The sequence below is a fragment of the Thauera sp. genome (genome assembly GCF_034003485.1).
Lineage (GTDB): Bacteria > Pseudomonadota > Gammaproteobacteria > Burkholderiales > Rhodocyclaceae > Thauera.
Genome location: NZ_JAVEYL010000009.1, coordinates 99,337 through 113,988, shown reverse-complemented (window position 1 = coordinate 113,988; position 14,652 = coordinate 99,337). Strand labels below are relative to the sequence as shown.

The window sequence follows — 14,652 nt, the reverse complement described above, 5'->3', positions numbered from 1 at the left end:
CGCGTCACACAGAATCAGCCTCCCCCTCCCCCACAGAGAAGGAAACACTCCATGAAGCTCTACCTGAAACCCGGCGCCTGCTCGCTCTCGCCCCACATCGCGCTGGAGGAGTCCGGTCTGCCCTACGAGACCGAGGTCGTTGACCTCAAGACCAAGATCACCGCCAGCGGCGCCGACTTCACCAAGAGCAACCCCAAGGGCTACGTGCCGGCCCTGCTGCTCGACAGCGGCGAGCTGCTGACCGAGGGCGCGGCGATCGTGCAGTACATCGCCGACCAGGCCCCGGCGAAGAAGCTCGCCCCCGCCAACGGCACCATCGAGCGCTATCGCCTGCAGTCGTGGCTCAACTTCATCGGCACCGAGCTGCACAAGTCGTGCAGCCCCTTCTTCAATCCGGCCTCGGGCAAGGAGTGGAAGGAGATCGCCAGCGCCAACCTCGAGCGCCGCCTCGCTTACGTGAACGCGCAGCTCGAAGGCAAGCCCTACCTGACGGGCGAGGACTTCAGCGTCGCCGACGGCTACCTGTTCACCGTGCTGGGCTGGATGAAATTCATCAAGATCGATCTGGCGAAGTGGCCCAACCTCGCCGCCTTCGTCGACCGCGTCGCCGCACGTCCGGCGGTGCAGGCCGCACTGAAGGCCGAGCAGGCGGCCTGATGTCCCACCGTGCCGCCCGGCCTTCAGCGTGGCGGCGCGGTGCCCAGAAAACGGTCCCAGAAGCCGCTCAGCGTACCGAACGCCCGTCGCGCGTCCTGCGTATGGTGAAAACCATGCTCCCGGCGCCGGACCGCGAGCCATCCCCTGCCCTTGTCACTGAGGTCGCCACCCGCGCTGCCGCGGTGCAGACGTTCATGCACCACCTCCTGGATGATCTCGCCCGCCAGCAGGCCGATCGCAAGCGCAGCGCCCAGCGCCACGTTGCGCAGCAGCAGCGTGGGCGCCATCAACATCACCAGCGCCAGCGGCACGCTGAACGCGAGCGGGATCCGGATGGGCTCGTCCGGCAAGCGGTGGTGCAGCTCGTGCCAGGCCTTGAACGGCCACAGTCCGTGCAGCACGAACCGGTGCAGCAGGTATTCGAGCAGCGTCCACAGCACGAAACCGCCCACCATCAACGCCAGCGCCAGCCATGGCGGCAGCCCGGTTTCCGCCAGTACGTAGCCCGCGAGCAACATGCCCGCCCCCGACACCACGAGTGATCCCGGATAGCCAAGCGCCAGCCGATTGCCTGCGGCCTCAGCCACGGTGAACTCCTTCGGCCGACACGTCGGCGCCGACTTCATCCGCTATCTGCCATGCGTACATCAGGGTGGCCTCCGAAAAGCTCAGCCCGGTGTCCACGTCACGCCACCATCCCAGCTCGCGCGCGTCTACGCCCTCGAAACGCCAGCAGCGCAGCTCGCCGCTGCACAGCCGGATCGTGTAGCGCTGTCCGATGCGTGGTTCCATCCGTGTCTCTCCTGACCGGCCGGCTGGGCGTCACCCGTTGTCCGGCCAAGTCTTCATTGCTCGTCTTCATGATAGTCGCTGCGCTCGGCAGAAGCGGCGACCTCGCTTCCCAGTCGCCCAGTGCGTGGAACCTTCCGCGCGAGCACTTGACTATACAGTACCGTTTTAGTACTTTTAAGCCACATCGACAGGCGATCAGGCAGACCCACATGCTGCGCATCAGCAAACTCACCGACTACGGCACCCTCATCCTCGCCCACATGGCGGGCTTGCCGGACCGTGTGCACAGCGCCACGGGGCTTGCCGACGCGCTCGGGCTCGGGCTGCCCACCGTCAGCAAGGTCCTCAAGACGCTCGGCCGCCATACCCTCGTGACAAGCCAGCGCGGCGCGCACGGCGGTTACGCGCTCAGCCGCCCGGCGGCGCAGATCAGCGTGGCCGACGTCATCGATGCGCTCGAAGACCACCCCTTCGGCCTCACCGAATGCAGCGCCAGCACCGGCGTGTGCAGCATGGAAAGCGACTGCCGGATCCGCGACAACTGGCTGCGCATCAACACCGTGGTTCGCCAGGCCCTGCAGGCCGTGACCGTCGCCGACATGGTCCATCCACAGAACAACTCGCCCTTCGCCCGGCTCCGCCCAAACAACGACACGACAGCCGCCGGCGCATCCACCGAACATCGCCTGCACGGCCCTACAAGCGCCGGCAGTCGCCCAGCCGCCGCGTGCATTCCCCCCGCATGCATCCCCAGTACGCGCGCAGACGACCAGGAGATCTGACATGAACGCCCCCTCCCGCAGCGACGCCATCGGCGCCTTTCTGGAACAGGACTACGCCGCCGGCTTCGTCACCACGCTCGAGACCGACACCGTACCCAAGGGCCTGTCGGAAGACGTCATCCGCATCATCTCGGCGCGCAAGGGCGAGCCCGAATGGCTGCTCGACTGGCGCCTCCAAGCCTACCGCCACTGGCTGACGATGCGCCCGCCCACCTGGGCCGCGGTGCAGTTTCCGTCGATCGACTTCCAGGACATCGTCTACTACTCCGCGCCCAAGTCGAAGAAGGACGGCCCCAAGAGCCTGGACGAGGTCGACCCCGAGTTGCTGCGCACCTTCGAGAAGCTCGGTGTGCCGCTGCACGAGCGCGCGCGCCTGGCCGGCGTGGCGGTGGATGCGGTGTTCGACTCGGTGAGCGTGGCCACCACCTTCAAGAAGGAGCTGGGCGAGCACGGCGTGATCTTCTCTTCCTTCTCCGAAGCGGTGAAGGAACACCCGGAGCTGGTGCGCCAGTACCTCGGCACCGTGGTGCCCCCGGAGGACAACTTCTACGCCGCGCTGAATTCCGCGGTGTTCTCCGACGGCTCCTTCGTCTTCATCCCCAAGGGCGTGAAGTGCCCGATGGAGCTCTCGACCTACTTCCGCATCAACGCCCGCGACACCGGGCAGTTCGAGCGCACGCTGATCATCGCCGAGGAAGGCGCGTCGGTGAGCTACCTGGAAGGCTGTACCGCGCCGATGCGCGACGAGAACCAGCTCCACGCCGCGGTGGTCGAGCTGATCGCGCTCGACGACGCCAAGATCAAGTATTCCACCGTGCAGAACTGGTACCCGGGCGACAAGGACGGCAAGGGCGGCATCTACAACTTCGTCACCAAGCGTGGCGACTGCCGCGGCGCACGCTCGCACATTTCCTGGACGCAGGTCGAGACCGGCTCCGCGATCACCTGGAAGTACCCGAGCGTGATCCTGCGCGGCGACTCGTCGGTGGGCGACTTCCATTCGGTGGCGCTGACCAACAACCTGCAGCAGGCCGACACCGGCACCAAGATGATCCACATGGGGCGCAACACGAAGAGCACCATCCTCAGCAAGGGCATCTCGGCCGGGCGCGGCAGCAACACCTTCCGCGGCCTGGTCAAGATCACGCCCAAGGCCGAGGGCGCGCGCAACTACACGCAGTGCGATTCGCTCTTGATCGGCGACCGCTGCGCGGCGCACACCTTCCCCACCATCGAGGTGCGCCACCCCACGGCCCACGTCGAGCACGAGGCCACCACCTCCCGCATCGGTGAAGACCAGTTGTTCTATGCGATGCAGCGCGGCATCAGCGCCGAGGACGCGGTATCGATGATCGTCAATGGCTTCTGCCGCGAGGTGTTCAAGGAACTGCCGATGGAGTTCGCGGTGGAAGCACAGAAATTGCTGGGCGTGAGCCTCGAAGGCAGCGTCGGCTAAGGACAAAAGGGAGAACAGACATGCTGAAAATCAACAACCTGCACGCCACGGTCGAGGGCAAGGCGATCCTCAACGGGCTGAACCTCGAGGTCGCCGACGGCGAGGTGCACGCGATCATGGGCCCCAACGGCTCGGGCAAGAGCACGCTCGCCCAGGTGCTGGCCGGGCGCGACACCTTCACCGTCACCGACGGCAGCGTGGACTGGGACGGCACCGACCTGCTCGCCCTGCCCGCCGAAGAGCGCGCGCGCGCCGGGCTCTTCCTCGCCTTCCAGTACCCGGTGGAGATCCCCGGGGTGTCGAACGCCTACTTCCTGAAGGCCGCGGTCAACGCGATCCGTCGCCACCGCGGCTTGCCCGAGTTCGACGCAATGGACTTCCTCGCCAAGGTGAAGGCGGAGATGAAGGCGGTCGGCATGAAGGAGGAGTTCCTCTACCGCTCGGTGAACGAAGGCTTCTCCGGCGGCGAGAAGAAGCGCAACGAGATCCTGCAGATGGCGTTGCTCGAGCCCAAGCTCGCGGTGCTGGACGAGACCGACTCCGGGCTGGACATCGACGCGCTGAAGATCGTCGCCGAGGGCGTCAATCGCCTGCGCTCGCCCGAGCGTTCGATGATCGTCATCACCCACTATCAGCGCCTGCTCGACTACATCGTGCCCGACAAGGTGCACGTGCTGTCGCAGGGCCGCATCGTGCGCTCGGGCGGACGCGAGCTGGCGCTGGAGCTGGAAGAGCACGGCTACGGCTGGATCGACGCGGCGAAGGGCGGCAAGGCGAGTGGCGAACCTGCAGCCGGGGCAAGCCCTGCCGCACGCGCCGGCGTGTCGAGCGTGGGCGGGGTCGGCGCGCGCACGGGAGCGCAGCCATGAGCGCGGTCGACATCTGGCTCGGACGCCATCGCGACGCCGCCGCCGATCTGCCTGGCGCGAGCCTGCCCTGGCTCGTCCGCCTGCGCGAGGAGGCAATCGACCGCTTCGCCGACGAAGGCTGGCCGACGACGCGGCGCGAGAACTGGCGCCACACCTCGCTTGCGTTCATGGGGCAGCAGGCCCTGGCGGCCGAGGCGGGCGACAAACCCGAAGCGGTGCTGGCGCGGCTGCGCGAACGTTATCGCACGGCGACTCGCGGGCAGGCCGGCTCGCATGAAGGAGTGGCCAGCGCCGTGGGAGCGGGCTCGCCCGCGAACGCTGCAGCCTCCGCCCCCCAGGACCTCGACCACTGGCTGGTCTTCGTCGACGGCCGCTTCGCCCCGGCACTGTCCGCGATCGGCGGACTGCCTGGCGGCGCGCAGATCGGCAGCCTCGCCGACGCACTGAAGCGGACCCCCGAAGCGGTCGAAGCCGCCTTCGGCAACGCCAGCGATGGCGAAACCCCCCAGGCCCTCAACGCCGCCCTCGCCACCGACGGCGCCTGGATCCGCCTCAGCCGTGGCGTCGCCGTCGAGCAGGCGATCCACCTCGTCTTCATCGGTGCCACAGCCGCAGACAGACACCTGCGCAACCTCGTCGTCGCCGAGGCCGGCACCCAGGCGACGATCGTCGAGCACTATCCGGCGGGCGCCGCCGGTAGCACGCTGACCACCGCGGTCACCCGCATCCTCGCCGCGCAGGACAGCAACGTGGTGCACCTGAAGTTGCAGGAAGAAGCGCCCGAAGCCATCCACCTGGCCACGATCGACGCCGTGCAGGCGCGCGGCGCGGTGTTCGCCTCGCACTCGCTGTCCTTCGGCGCGCGCCTGGCGCGCAACGACATCCGCACCCGGCTCGACGGCGAAGGTGCCGAGGCGCTGTTGAACGGCCTCTACCACGCCGACGGCCGCCGCCATGTCGACCACCACACCCGCATCGACCATGCCGCCCCGCAAGGCACCAGCCGCGAGTTCTACCGCGGGCTGCTCGACGGCAACGCGCGCGGCGTGTTCACAGGCCGCATCCTGGTCGCCCAGGACGCCCAGCGCACCGACGCCATGCAGCGCTGCGACAACCTGCTGCTGTCCAGGCTGGCCGAGGCCGACGCCCGCCCCGAGCTCGAGATCTACGCCGACGACGTCAAATGCGCGCACGGTGCCACCGTCGGCCAGATCGACGACGACGCCCTCTTCTACCTGCGCAGCCGCGGCCTCGACGCCACGCACGCGCGCCAGGTGCTGACCTACGCCTTCGCCGCCGAGGTGCTCGAGCGCATCGCCCACGCCCCGCTGCGTGCGCTCGGCCGCGCCGCGCTGCTCCAGCGCCTGCCGGCCGAGGCCCGACTGGAGGAACTGTCGTGAATGCCCCGCACGAAAACGTCATGGACGCTGCCTTGCGCGACCTCGCCGCCGACTTCCCGATCCTGGCGCGGCCGGTGCACGGCCGCCGCCTGGCCTACCTGGACAACGGCGCCACCACGCAGAAACCCGCCGTGGTGATCGACGCCGAGGCGCGCTTCTACCGCGAGTCCAACGCCAACATCCACCGCGGCGTGCATTGGCTGTCGCAGCACGCCACCGAGCTCTACGACGGCGCACGCGTCACGGTGCAGCGCTTCCTCAACGCCGCCAGCGCGGACGAGATCGTGTTCACCCGCGGCACCACCGAGGCGATCAACCTGGTGGCGCAGAGCTGGGGCCGGCCGCGACTCACCGCGGGCGACGAGATCCTGCTCAGCACCATGGAGCACCACTCCAACATCGTGCCCTGGCAACTGCTGTGCGAGCAGACCGGCGCGGTGCTCAAGGTGATCCCGGTGCAGGACAACGGCGAGCTCGACATGGAGGCCTTCACAGGCCTGCTCGGCGAACGCACCCGGCTGCTGGCGATCACCCATGTCTCCAACGCGCTCGGCACGGTGAACCCGGTGGCCGAGATGACGCGGCGCGCGCACGAACTCGGTGCGGTCGTGCTGATCGACGGCGCGCAGGCGGTGGCCCACCAGGCGGTGGACGTGCAGGCGATCGGCTGCGACTTCTACGCGTTCTCCGGACACAAGCTGTATGCCCCCACCGGCATCGGCGTGCTCTACGGCCGCGCCGAGCTGCTGCGCCAGATGCCGCCATGGCAGGGCGGCGGCGACATGATCCGCACCGTCGCCTTCGAGAACACCACCTTCGCGCCGCCGCCGCAGCGCTTCGAGGCCGGCACGCCCAACATCGCCGGCACGATCGCGCTGGCCGCGGCGATCGACTACGTGCAGGGCGTGGGTCTGGACCGCATCCACGCCCACGAGCAGACGCTGCTGGAATACGGCACCGCGGCGCTGCAGGCCATCCCCGGCGTGCGTCTGGTCGGCACCGCGCGTGACAAGGCCGGCATCCTCTCGTTTCTGGTCGAGGGTATCCATCCGCACGACCTCGGCACCATCCTCGACGCCGAAGGCGTGGCGATCCGCGCCGGCCACCACTGCGCGATGCCGCTGATGACGCGCTTCGGCATCCCCGGCACGGCGCGCGCCTCGCTCGGGCTTTACAACGAGCGCGCCGACATCGACGCATTGGTGGTCGCCATCCACAAGGCGCAGGACCTGTTCGGCACCAGGAGAGCGCCATGACCGACATGCAGGATTCGCTGCGCGAGCTGTACCAGGAAGTGATCTTCGACCACAACCGCAACCCGCGTAACTACCGCCCGCTGCCCGCCGCCAGCCACCACGCCGACGGCCACAACCCGCTGTGCGGCGACCAGCTCACGGTGTACGTGCAGGTCGAGGACGGCATCGTGCGCGAGGCGAGCTTCGTCGGCCACGGCTGCGCGATCTCCACGGCGTCGGCCTCGCTGATGACCGAGGCGGTCAAGGGCAAGCCGGTCGAGGAGGTCGAGGCGCTGTTCCGCGACGTGCACGCGCTGCTCACCGAAGGCCGCGCGGCCACCGACCCGGCGCGCGACTTCGGCAAGCTCGAGGTGCTCGCCGGGGTGAAGGACTTCCCGGCACGGGTCAAGTGCGCCACGCTCGCCTGGCACACGCTGCACAACGCGCTCGCCGGCGAGCACGAGACCGCGCACACCGAATAACCGCAGATCCACTGCACCGCCATCGAGGAGAGAACCACCATGGGCGACCGCTACGGCGAAACCGAATCCCGCGTGCTGCAACGCGAATGCGCGGCAGTGAGCGTGCCCTGGGGCCGGCCGGAAACGCTGGAAGAAGGCAGCTACGCACTCATCACCCAGCGCCTGGGCGGCTCGATCACGGTGATGAGCGGCGGCAACCTCTACCGCATCGACGAGCGCAACGCCGACGCGCTCGGGCTCGAGCCGCAACTCGCCGCCGCAGCGCCGGTGCCGCAGGACGGCGAGCAGACCACCGAGAGCATCGAGCGCGCCGCCTGGGCCCAGCTCGCCACCTGCTTCGACCCCGAGATCCCTATCGACATCGTCAATCTCGGCCTGATCTACGCCTGCACCGCCGAGGCGCTACCCGACGGAGACTTTCGCCTCGCGGTGAGCATGACGCTCACCGCCCCCGGCTGCGGCATGGGCACGCTGATCGCCGACGAGGCACAAGCCAAGCTGCTGACCATCCCCGGCGTCGCCGAGGCAGAGGTCACGTTGGTGTGGGATCCGCCGTGGAGCCGCGAGATGATGAGCGAGGCGGCGCGGCTGGAGATGGGGCTGTACTGAGGAATCTGCGCTGAGGGGCACTCCTGAGGGGGGGCTGCTCTCCCTGGTCTGCGCCCGGCTCCTGGCCGCCCACGTGCCGGGCCGTCGTGAAACTGCAGCACACGTCGGGGGCTCCGGATTTCAGTCCGCCGTCGCCGCGCCACACGCCACGTAGCCTGCAAGCGGCTCCGGCCGCAGGCACCAGGTGCGCATGTTCGCCACATAGGCGTCGCTGCGGAATGCGCGCACGATGCGAAGGACGCGGTCGGCCTCGGCGCGATCCGCGCGCAGCGCGATGCTGGCGTAGTAGCCGTTGCGCAGGTAGATCGCGGTCTGCGCCACCCCGTTGCGGCTCGCACGGCGCAGCTCGTCGCGCGCCGCGTCCAGGGCACGGTCGCTGCCGAACACCACGCCCCAGGGGCGCCCGGCAAAGTCCACCGCCGTCCGTGCGTCCAGTTCGACGCCGGCGGGCAGGCCCGGGCTCCGGGCTGCCTCCACCGCTACCCGCTCGTCCACTGCCGGGCCCTGCGCGGGCGGCGTCGCGGCTGGCCACATCACCCACGCAAGCACGCCGACTGCCACCAGCGCCACCGCACCCAACAGGTATCGCAAACCGCTCCCTGACCCAGCCGAAATCCTTACCGCGTCTGCCACCGACGGCCCGGGCGGCTCCTCTGCAACGGGCGTAGCCGAGCTCGGCGTGACATCCGCCGCGTTCGCCACCGCCGGACCATCCAGCACCTTCGCCAGCACATTGGCAAGGCGGTCCACATCCGTGTTGAAACGCGTGTTGCTGACTTCGATCGCGTTGCGCCACACCAGCCCGCGCAGCGCTTCGGGCAGCTCGGCCTCCTTGGGCATCGGTGTGCCGTCGAGCAGCACGGGGATGACGCGGATATTGCGCGCGAGCGCGGCGGCGATCTCGAGGCGGACGAAGTCGCGCTCGTCTTCGAGCCGCGTCTTGCCGTCGGGTTGCGGTGCCAGCCAGCGCGCGCCGATCAGCACCAGCAGCGCCTCGCACTGGCCGACCGCGTTGCGGATGACCTCGTCGAAAGGCAGGCCGGGCTCGATCGCATCGACGTCCATGAAGATGCGATCGGCCGTGAAGCGCTCGGTCAGCTCTTCGTAGATCGCACGCGCGTAACCTGCCGCGTCCTCACGCCGGTAGCTGATGAAAACCTTGCCCATGGCCGCTTCCTCCCGCGCGCGCGGTGCTATTCACGCTTCAATCATAGCCCCCGAAAGCACGACGGGGGCCGCAGCCCCCATCGATCATGCACGCAGCGGACCGCGCTCAGCGCAGCGAGAACTGGACCTGCCCGCCTTCGCCAGCCGCCTCCACCTTGGGCTCGAGCACGAAGATGCGCTCGCCCGGCACGGCCCCTTCGCCCACCAGCCACTCACGCACAGCCTGCGCACGCTGCTGGGCGAGCGTGCGCAGTTCGGCATCGCCGACCTTGACGTTGGCGCGCATCAGCGCCTCCATCTCGGGCACCGGAATGGCCTTGGTGAGGCCGATCATGTTGCGCGGCTTCTTGAAGTCGGCCGCCTTGTAGGCCTTTTCGAGCAGCGCCGGATACTCCTCGGCGCCGACTTCGATGTCTTCGAGCGAGGGCGCGTCCTCGCCGCGGGCGATCATCGCCTTGAGCTTTTGCGCACGCACCGCGTTGTCGAGCGCGACCTGGCGCAGACCGTCGAGGTCGTTGGCCGAATCGGCGCGGCCGACGATGTCGAGTTTGAGCGTCGGCCGGTCGACCAGCGCCTGCGCGAGCGTCTTGAGCTTGCCCTGCTGCGCATCGCCGGGCTGCGCACTGCCGGCCACGAACTCGAGTTGCGACAGCTCCTCCCCGCCCCCGAGTGCCGAGCCAAGCAGCGCGAACGGCGAGGTGATGGCCTTGCCGATCAGGTTGAAGAACATCTTCAGCACCAGCCCGAAGATGCTGAATTCAGGGTCGTCGAGCGTGCCGCTGACGGGCAGGCGAAGGTCGATCTCGCCGCGGCTGTTCTTGAGCAGCGACACCGCGAGCTGCACCGGCAGATTCACCGCGTCGGGGCTGTCGACCTTGTCGCCGAAGGTGAGCTGATCGAGGAAGATCTGGTTGGTCGCGGTGAGCTTGCGATCCTCGATCTTGTAGTTGAGCTCGGCCGAGAGCTTGCCCTTGGCGATGCCATAGCCGACGTACTTGCCCGAGTAGCTCGACAGGCCGGTGAGCTCGAAACCGGTGACCTTGGCGACGATGTCGAGGTGGGCGTCCTGGCGGAAGAGGTTGAACTCGCCGTTGATGCTGAGCGGCGCCGTCTTGTCCACCTTGCCGTTGAGATCGAGCTTGGCGATCGCGTCCGGCGCGGTCGAGAAGCCGATGAGCGTGCCAACGAGCTCGGTCAGGTTGGCGTCGTAGTTCGGGCGGACGAAGCGGTCGCTGAAAGCGACGTTGCCGCGCTTCATCTCGATGCGGTCGATGCGGATCGGCGGGGGCGGCGTGGCGGGCGTGGCGACCTCCACGGTGCGCTTGCCTTCGGCAGTCGCACTCGCCTCACCGGGGAAGCTGCCATCGCCCGCGCTCACAACCTGCGCGGCGGCCCTGGGCGGGGGAGCCGGCTCGTCACCACTGAAGCCGCCGATCTCGCGCAGGTTGAGTCGACCCTGGTCGTCGAGGATCAGCCGGGTGTAGAAATCGTCCACGGCGACACGCTTGATGGCGAGCGAGAACGGCTCGAGCCGGGCGTCGATGCCGCCCACGCGCAGCGTGCGCCAGCGCAGGAAATCGGTGGCGTTGAGGCGGTCGACAGAGGCGAAATTGGCCACGCCGACATCGCCATTGAAGCGCGCGAGCACCTGCCCGCGCCGCCCGATCTGCAGGTTCAACCGCCCCTGACTGGTGATATTGCCGCGCGAGATCGCGATCTTCGTCTGCTCGAGCACATAGGGCTGGAGCGGCAGCAGATCAACGTTGCGCAGGTCGAGGCGCAGGTCGGCCTTGAGCGGCTCGAGCGTCAGCGGCCCGGAGGCCGCCACCTTGCCGCGCTGGTTGAAGCGCGAATCGAGCTTGAACTGCAGCGTGTTGCCCTTGGCGGTGGAGAAGCCGTCGACCTCGAAGTCGATGTTGTCCACCGTCGTCACCACCGGACGCCGCACGCTGCGATCTTCCAGGCGCACCGAGGCGGTCTTCAGCGTCAGCTTGTCGACCGCAACCACCCAGTCCGGACCGCTCCTGGCCGACGCAACGCCCTTGGCGCCCTTGCTGGCGGGAGACGCCGGCGGCACGAGCGCCTTCACGATGTCAAAGCTGCCATCCTTGAATCGCACGGCCGATATCTGGGCACCCTTGAGATCGAGCCCGCCCAGGCGAACGCTGCGTCCGCCAAGGTCCACCAACACCGAGCGCACGTCGAGTTCAGGCACCTTGATCGCCGGCGTCTTCGCGCCCTTGAGCATGAGCGCGAAATCACGCAGGGCAAGGGCTTCCGAGCCAATCTCGACCTTGGGCTCTCCCTTGTCGCCCAGGGTGACGCGGTACTGCAGCGCGCCCGTCAAAGCGCCGTCGCTGATCGTGCCGCCCGGCAGGGCCTTGGCCAGGTAAGGCGCGTAGCGGGCGAGCTTGATGGCCTCGAACTGCAGGTTTCCGGAGAACTGGAAGGGCGACAGGCGAAGCACGTCCTCGTGGACGAACTTCTCGCCTGCGTCGCTCACATAGTCGAGACGGATCTCGGCCGGGATTTCGCCCACATTGGAGAGGTCGCGCATGTCGAGGTTGATGGTCTCGATGCGCGCGCGGAAAGGCTCGGCGAGTGTGCGGTCCTCGAACCGGATCACCCCGTCGCGAATGCGGGTGAGCGCCAGCAGGAAATCCGGTTCGGTGGCATTGGCTGCTGCCGTGGTGGTGCCGTCCGCGCCGGCGGCTGCAGGTGTTTCGGACGTCGCACCGGGCGCCTTGCCAGCCGGCTTCGCGGGCGGGGGCAGCAGATCGAGGATGTTCATCCTGCCGTCCTTCAACATCACCAGATCCACTTCCGGCTTGTCCAGGCGCAGTCGGGTGAAATGCCAGCGCCCGATCAGGGGCTGCACATCGGCGAACTCGAGCTCCAGTTCGGCGACCGTCGCGACCGGCTCGCCTTCGCGGTCCTGCAGCACGAGCTGGTCGATGTGCAGCGGACCGCGCAGGGCGACCACTGGCGGCGCATCGGTCGGCTGGCTGAAGGACACTTCGAGGTTGGTGGTGAGCAAGGCCGACGGCAACCTGAAGCGCGGCTCGATCGGCAGGTAGGCCATCCACGGCGCGAGGTCGAACTGCTTGAGCGCGACGTCGACGATGGTCTCCTGCGATTCGGCAAAGGGCTTGGTGCGGGCGTTGAGCAGCAGCGGGTCGCCGTTGAGCGTCGCGTTCAGCGACGGCTGCACGAAAACATCGACCCGCACCGGCAAGTTGGAGATGAAGGGCACGCCGAGGCCGATCGCGCTGAGTTCGTGCTTTAGGCCGCGCGGCTTGTCCTCGACCTCGACGTGGCCGTCGCTGATGCGGATGTTGCCGATCGAGAACAGCGCCGGTGGCGCATCTTCGGCCGCAGCGTCGCCCCCCAGCGCCTGGATGCGCTCGAGCACGTCGGTCCAGTTGTGTTTGCCGCCTTCGTCGAGCACCAGCTTGATCCGCGGCGCTTCGAGCGCGAGTTCGTGCAGCACGATGCCCTTGCGCACGACCGATTCGATCTCGAGGTTGGCACGCAGGGTGTCGAAGGTCAGCGCCTCGCCGCTGCCGTCTGCTTCCATCACCCGCAGGCCGCCCACCTCGGCGGTCAGCCGGAAGGGGTTGATGAGCACGCGCTCGATGCTGACTTCACGCCCGAGGGCCTCGCCAAGGTACATTTGTGCATAGTGGCGCGCGATTGGCGGGATGGCGAGATACGCCACCGCCGATAGTGCCAGCAGCGTTCCCGCAGTCCACAGTGCCCGACGGACCCCCTTGCGCCGCGGAGGCGCCATGGTCGAGTCGGTCGTGGTATCAGACATAAGACACTCCAAGGAGACGATTCATTTTTATTATCCCACTCCAGCCCAAGCGCATAAGCTGGCTTACACTCGGGTGGATTGCCGCATTGCGGCATAGCGCGTATTCTGCGCCGCTTTCCCCCTACAGGTAAGCACGTGGTGCACGCGTTCACGCCCGCTGCGCCGCCCAGCGGCCGCCACTTCGATGTCGTGATCATCGGCGCCGGTGCCGCCGGCATGATGTGTGCCGCCACCGCCGGCCAGCGCGGACGCAGCGTGCTTCTGGTGGATCACGCCGTCCGGCTCGCCGAGAAGATCCGCATCTCCGGCGGCGGCCGCTGCAACTTCACCAACCGCCGGGTCGGCCCCGAGCACTATCTCAGCCTCAATCCGCATTTCGTGCGCTCGGCGCTGTCGCGCTATACGGCGCGCGATTTTATCGAGCTTGTGCACAGCCACGGCATCGATTTCCACGAAAGGGATTGGGGCCAGCTCTTCTGCGACGATTCCGCGCAACAGATCATCGACATGCTGCGCGCCGAGTGCGAGGACGGCGGCGTGCAATGGGCGATGCCAGCCACCGTGCACCAGGTTCGCCATCATCGCGGCGACGCTGACGGCGAGCGCTTCGCGATCGAGACCGACCGCGGGCATTTCGGTGCCTCGAGCCTGGTGATCGCCACCGGCGGCCTGGCGATCCCGAAGATCGGCGCCACCCCCTTCGGCTATCGCATCGCCGAACAGTTCGGCATTCCGGTCGTCGCGCCGCGGCCGGCGCTGGTCCCGCTCACGCTGGCGCCTGAGACCCTGGCGCTTCTCGCCACGCTGGCCGGCATTTCGCTGGAAGTCGAGGCCCACTGCCGGGGGCCGGGCTTTCGCGAAGCGGCGCTGGTGACGCACCGCGGCCTCTCGGGACCAGCAGTGCTGCAGGTGTCGAGCTACTGGCAGGCCCAGGCTTACAAGGATGATGAATGGGAACCGGTGCACGTCGACCTGCTGCCAGGCGTCGATGCCGAAGCCTGGTTGCTGGAACATGCGCACGACAAGGCGCTGCTGCCCAATCTGCTCGGCGAGCGTCTGCCACGGCGCTTCGCACACGCCTGGTGCGAACTCCATGGCTGGATGAAGCCGGTCAATCAGATCCGTCACGCCGAACTCCGCACCATCGCCGCCAGTCTGGCGGACTGGCGGCTGACGCCGTCCGGCACCCAGGGCTACGCCAAGGCCGAGGTCACGCTCGGCGGCGTCGATACGCGGGCGCTGTCGTCCAAGACGATGGAAGCGCGCAGCGTGCCCGGGCTGTACTTCGTCGGCGAGGTCATGGACGTCACCGGCCACCTCGGCGGCTACAACTTTCAGTGGGCGTGGTCCTCGGGCGTCGCCTGCGGCGAGGCGGTTTGAGCGCGG

General features: G+C 68.1%; 13 protein-coding genes. 9 read left to right on the top strand and 4 right to left on the bottom strand.

Annotation, left to right across the window (positions count from 1 at the left end; genetic code table 11):
* The first annotated feature begins 51 nt into the window (after positions 1-51).
* Entirely contained in the window at positions 52-657 is a 606-nt protein-coding gene (gstA, locus tag RBT54_RS07005; RefSeq protein ID WP_320365529.1) for a glutathione transferase GstA, read from the top strand.
* A gap of 23 nt (positions 658-680) precedes the next feature.
* Here gstA and RBT54_RS07000 read toward each other — a convergent pair whose 3' ends face one another.
* Positions 681-1,244 carry a sterol desaturase family protein gene (locus tag RBT54_RS07000; RefSeq protein WP_320365528.1) on the bottom strand — a complete coding sequence of 188 codons (564 nt, stop codon included), beginning with the start codon at positions 1,242-1,244 and terminating at the stop codon, positions 681-683.
* Complete coding sequence (locus RBT54_RS06995; RefSeq protein WP_320365526.1) at positions 1,237-1,449, bottom strand: hypothetical protein; 213 nt, start codon at positions 1,447-1,449, stop codon at positions 1,237-1,239. The genes RBT54_RS07000 and RBT54_RS06995 overlap by 8 nt, the downstream gene beginning before the upstream one ends.
* A gap of 209 nt (positions 1,450-1,658) precedes the next feature.
* Between RBT54_RS06995 and RBT54_RS06990 the strand changes: the two genes are divergently transcribed.
* Genes RBT54_RS06990 through sufT form a run of 7 tightly spaced genes read left to right on the top strand, consistent with a single transcriptional unit; the run spans position 1,659 to position 8,282 of the window.
* Complete coding sequence (locus tag RBT54_RS06990; RefSeq protein ID WP_320365524.1) at positions 1,659-2,231, top strand: SUF system Fe-S cluster assembly regulator; 573 nt, start codon at positions 1,659-1,661, stop codon at positions 2,229-2,231.
* A 1-nt stretch (position 2,232) separates the two neighbouring features.
* The gene (gene sufB, locus RBT54_RS06985; RefSeq protein ID WP_320365522.1) at positions 2,233-3,687 is read left to right on the top strand and encodes a Fe-S cluster assembly protein SufB; all 1,455 of its coding nucleotides are present in this window, start codon (positions 2,233-2,235) and stop codon (positions 3,685-3,687) included.
* A gap of 20 nt (positions 3,688-3,707) precedes the next feature.
* On the top strand, positions 3,708-4,556 hold the full coding sequence (gene sufC, locus RBT54_RS06980; protein ID WP_320365521.1) for a Fe-S cluster assembly ATPase SufC: 849 nt from the start codon (positions 3,708-3,710) through the stop codon (positions 4,554-4,556).
* Positions 4,553-5,956 carry a Fe-S cluster assembly protein SufD gene (gene sufD, locus RBT54_RS06975; RefSeq protein WP_320365519.1) on the top strand — a complete coding sequence of 468 codons (1,404 nt, stop codon included), beginning with the start codon at positions 4,553-4,555 and terminating at the stop codon, positions 5,954-5,956. Before sufC ends, sufD begins: the two co-directional genes overlap by 4 nt.
* Before the next feature lie 20 nt (positions 5,957-5,976).
* Positions 5,977-7,212, top strand: a complete 1,236-nt coding sequence (locus RBT54_RS06970) for a cysteine desulfurase (protein ID WP_320365589.1) — start codon at positions 5,977-5,979, stop codon at positions 7,210-7,212.
* Positions 7,209-7,673: a Fe-S cluster assembly sulfur transfer protein SufU gene (sufU, locus tag RBT54_RS06965; protein WP_320365517.1), complete on the top strand. Its 465-nt coding sequence runs from the start codon at positions 7,209-7,211 to the stop codon at positions 7,671-7,673. The genes RBT54_RS06970 and sufU overlap by 4 nt, the downstream gene beginning before the upstream one ends.
* Positions 7,674-7,712: 39 nt before the next feature.
* Positions 7,713-8,282, top strand: coding sequence for a putative Fe-S cluster assembly protein SufT (gene sufT, locus RBT54_RS06960; protein ID WP_320365516.1), 570 nt, complete (start codon positions 7,713-7,715; stop codon positions 8,280-8,282).
* Between the two features lie 120 nt (positions 8,283-8,402).
* Here sufT and RBT54_RS06955 read toward each other — a convergent pair whose 3' ends face one another.
* Positions 8,403-9,449, bottom strand: coding sequence for a toll/interleukin-1 receptor domain-containing protein (locus RBT54_RS06955; RefSeq protein ID WP_320365514.1), 1,047 nt, complete (start codon positions 9,447-9,449; stop codon positions 8,403-8,405).
* A gap of 106 nt (positions 9,450-9,555) precedes the next feature.
* A complete protein-coding gene (locus tag RBT54_RS06950; RefSeq protein WP_320365512.1) occupies positions 9,556-13,266 on the bottom strand; it encodes a DUF748 domain-containing protein in 3,711 nt (1,236 codons plus the stop codon).
* A 138-nt stretch (positions 13,267-13,404) separates the two neighbouring features.
* Between RBT54_RS06950 and RBT54_RS06945 the strand changes: the two genes are divergently transcribed.
* On the top strand, positions 13,405-14,646 hold the full coding sequence (locus tag RBT54_RS06945) for an NAD(P)/FAD-dependent oxidoreductase (protein WP_320365510.1): 1,242 nt from the start codon (positions 13,405-13,407) through the stop codon (positions 14,644-14,646).
* Positions 14,647-14,652 lie beyond the last annotated feature (6 nt).

Excerpts from the sequence above, each read along its gene's own strand:
- sufD (WP_320365519.1), top strand. The coding sequence starts at position 4,553 with ATGAGCGCGGTCGACATCTGGCTCGGACGCCATCGCGACGCCGCCGCC.
- RBT54_RS06955 (WP_320365514.1), bottom strand. The coding sequence starts at position 9,449 with ATGGGCAAGGTTTTCATCAGCTACCGGCGTGAGGACGCGGCAGGTTAC.
- sufB (WP_320365522.1), top strand. The coding sequence starts at position 2,233 with ATGAACGCCCCCTCCCGCAGCGACGCCATCGGCGCCTTTCTGGAACAG.
- gstA (WP_320365529.1), top strand. The coding sequence starts at position 52 with ATGAAGCTCTACCTGAAACCCGGCGCCTGCTCGCTCTCGCCCCACATC.
- sufT (WP_320365516.1), top strand. The coding sequence starts at position 7,713 with ATGGGCGACCGCTACGGCGAAACCGAATCCCGCGTGCTGCAACGCGAA.
- sufU (WP_320365517.1), top strand. The coding sequence starts at position 7,209 with ATGACCGACATGCAGGATTCGCTGCGCGAGCTGTACCAGGAAGTGATC.
- RBT54_RS06995 (WP_320365526.1), bottom strand. The coding sequence starts at position 1,449 with ATGGAACCACGCATCGGACAGCGCTACACGATCCGGCTGTGCAGCGGC.
- RBT54_RS06970 (WP_320365589.1), top strand. The coding sequence starts at position 5,977 with ATGGACGCTGCCTTGCGCGACCTCGCCGCCGACTTCCCGATCCTGGCG.
- RBT54_RS06990 (WP_320365524.1), top strand. The coding sequence starts at position 1,659 with ATGCTGCGCATCAGCAAACTCACCGACTACGGCACCCTCATCCTCGCC.
- sufC (WP_320365521.1), top strand. The coding sequence starts at position 3,708 with ATGCTGAAAATCAACAACCTGCACGCCACGGTCGAGGGCAAGGCGATC.
- RBT54_RS06950 (WP_320365512.1), bottom strand. The coding sequence starts at position 13,266 with ATGTCTGATACCACGACCGACTCGACCATGGCGCCTCCGCGGCGCAAG.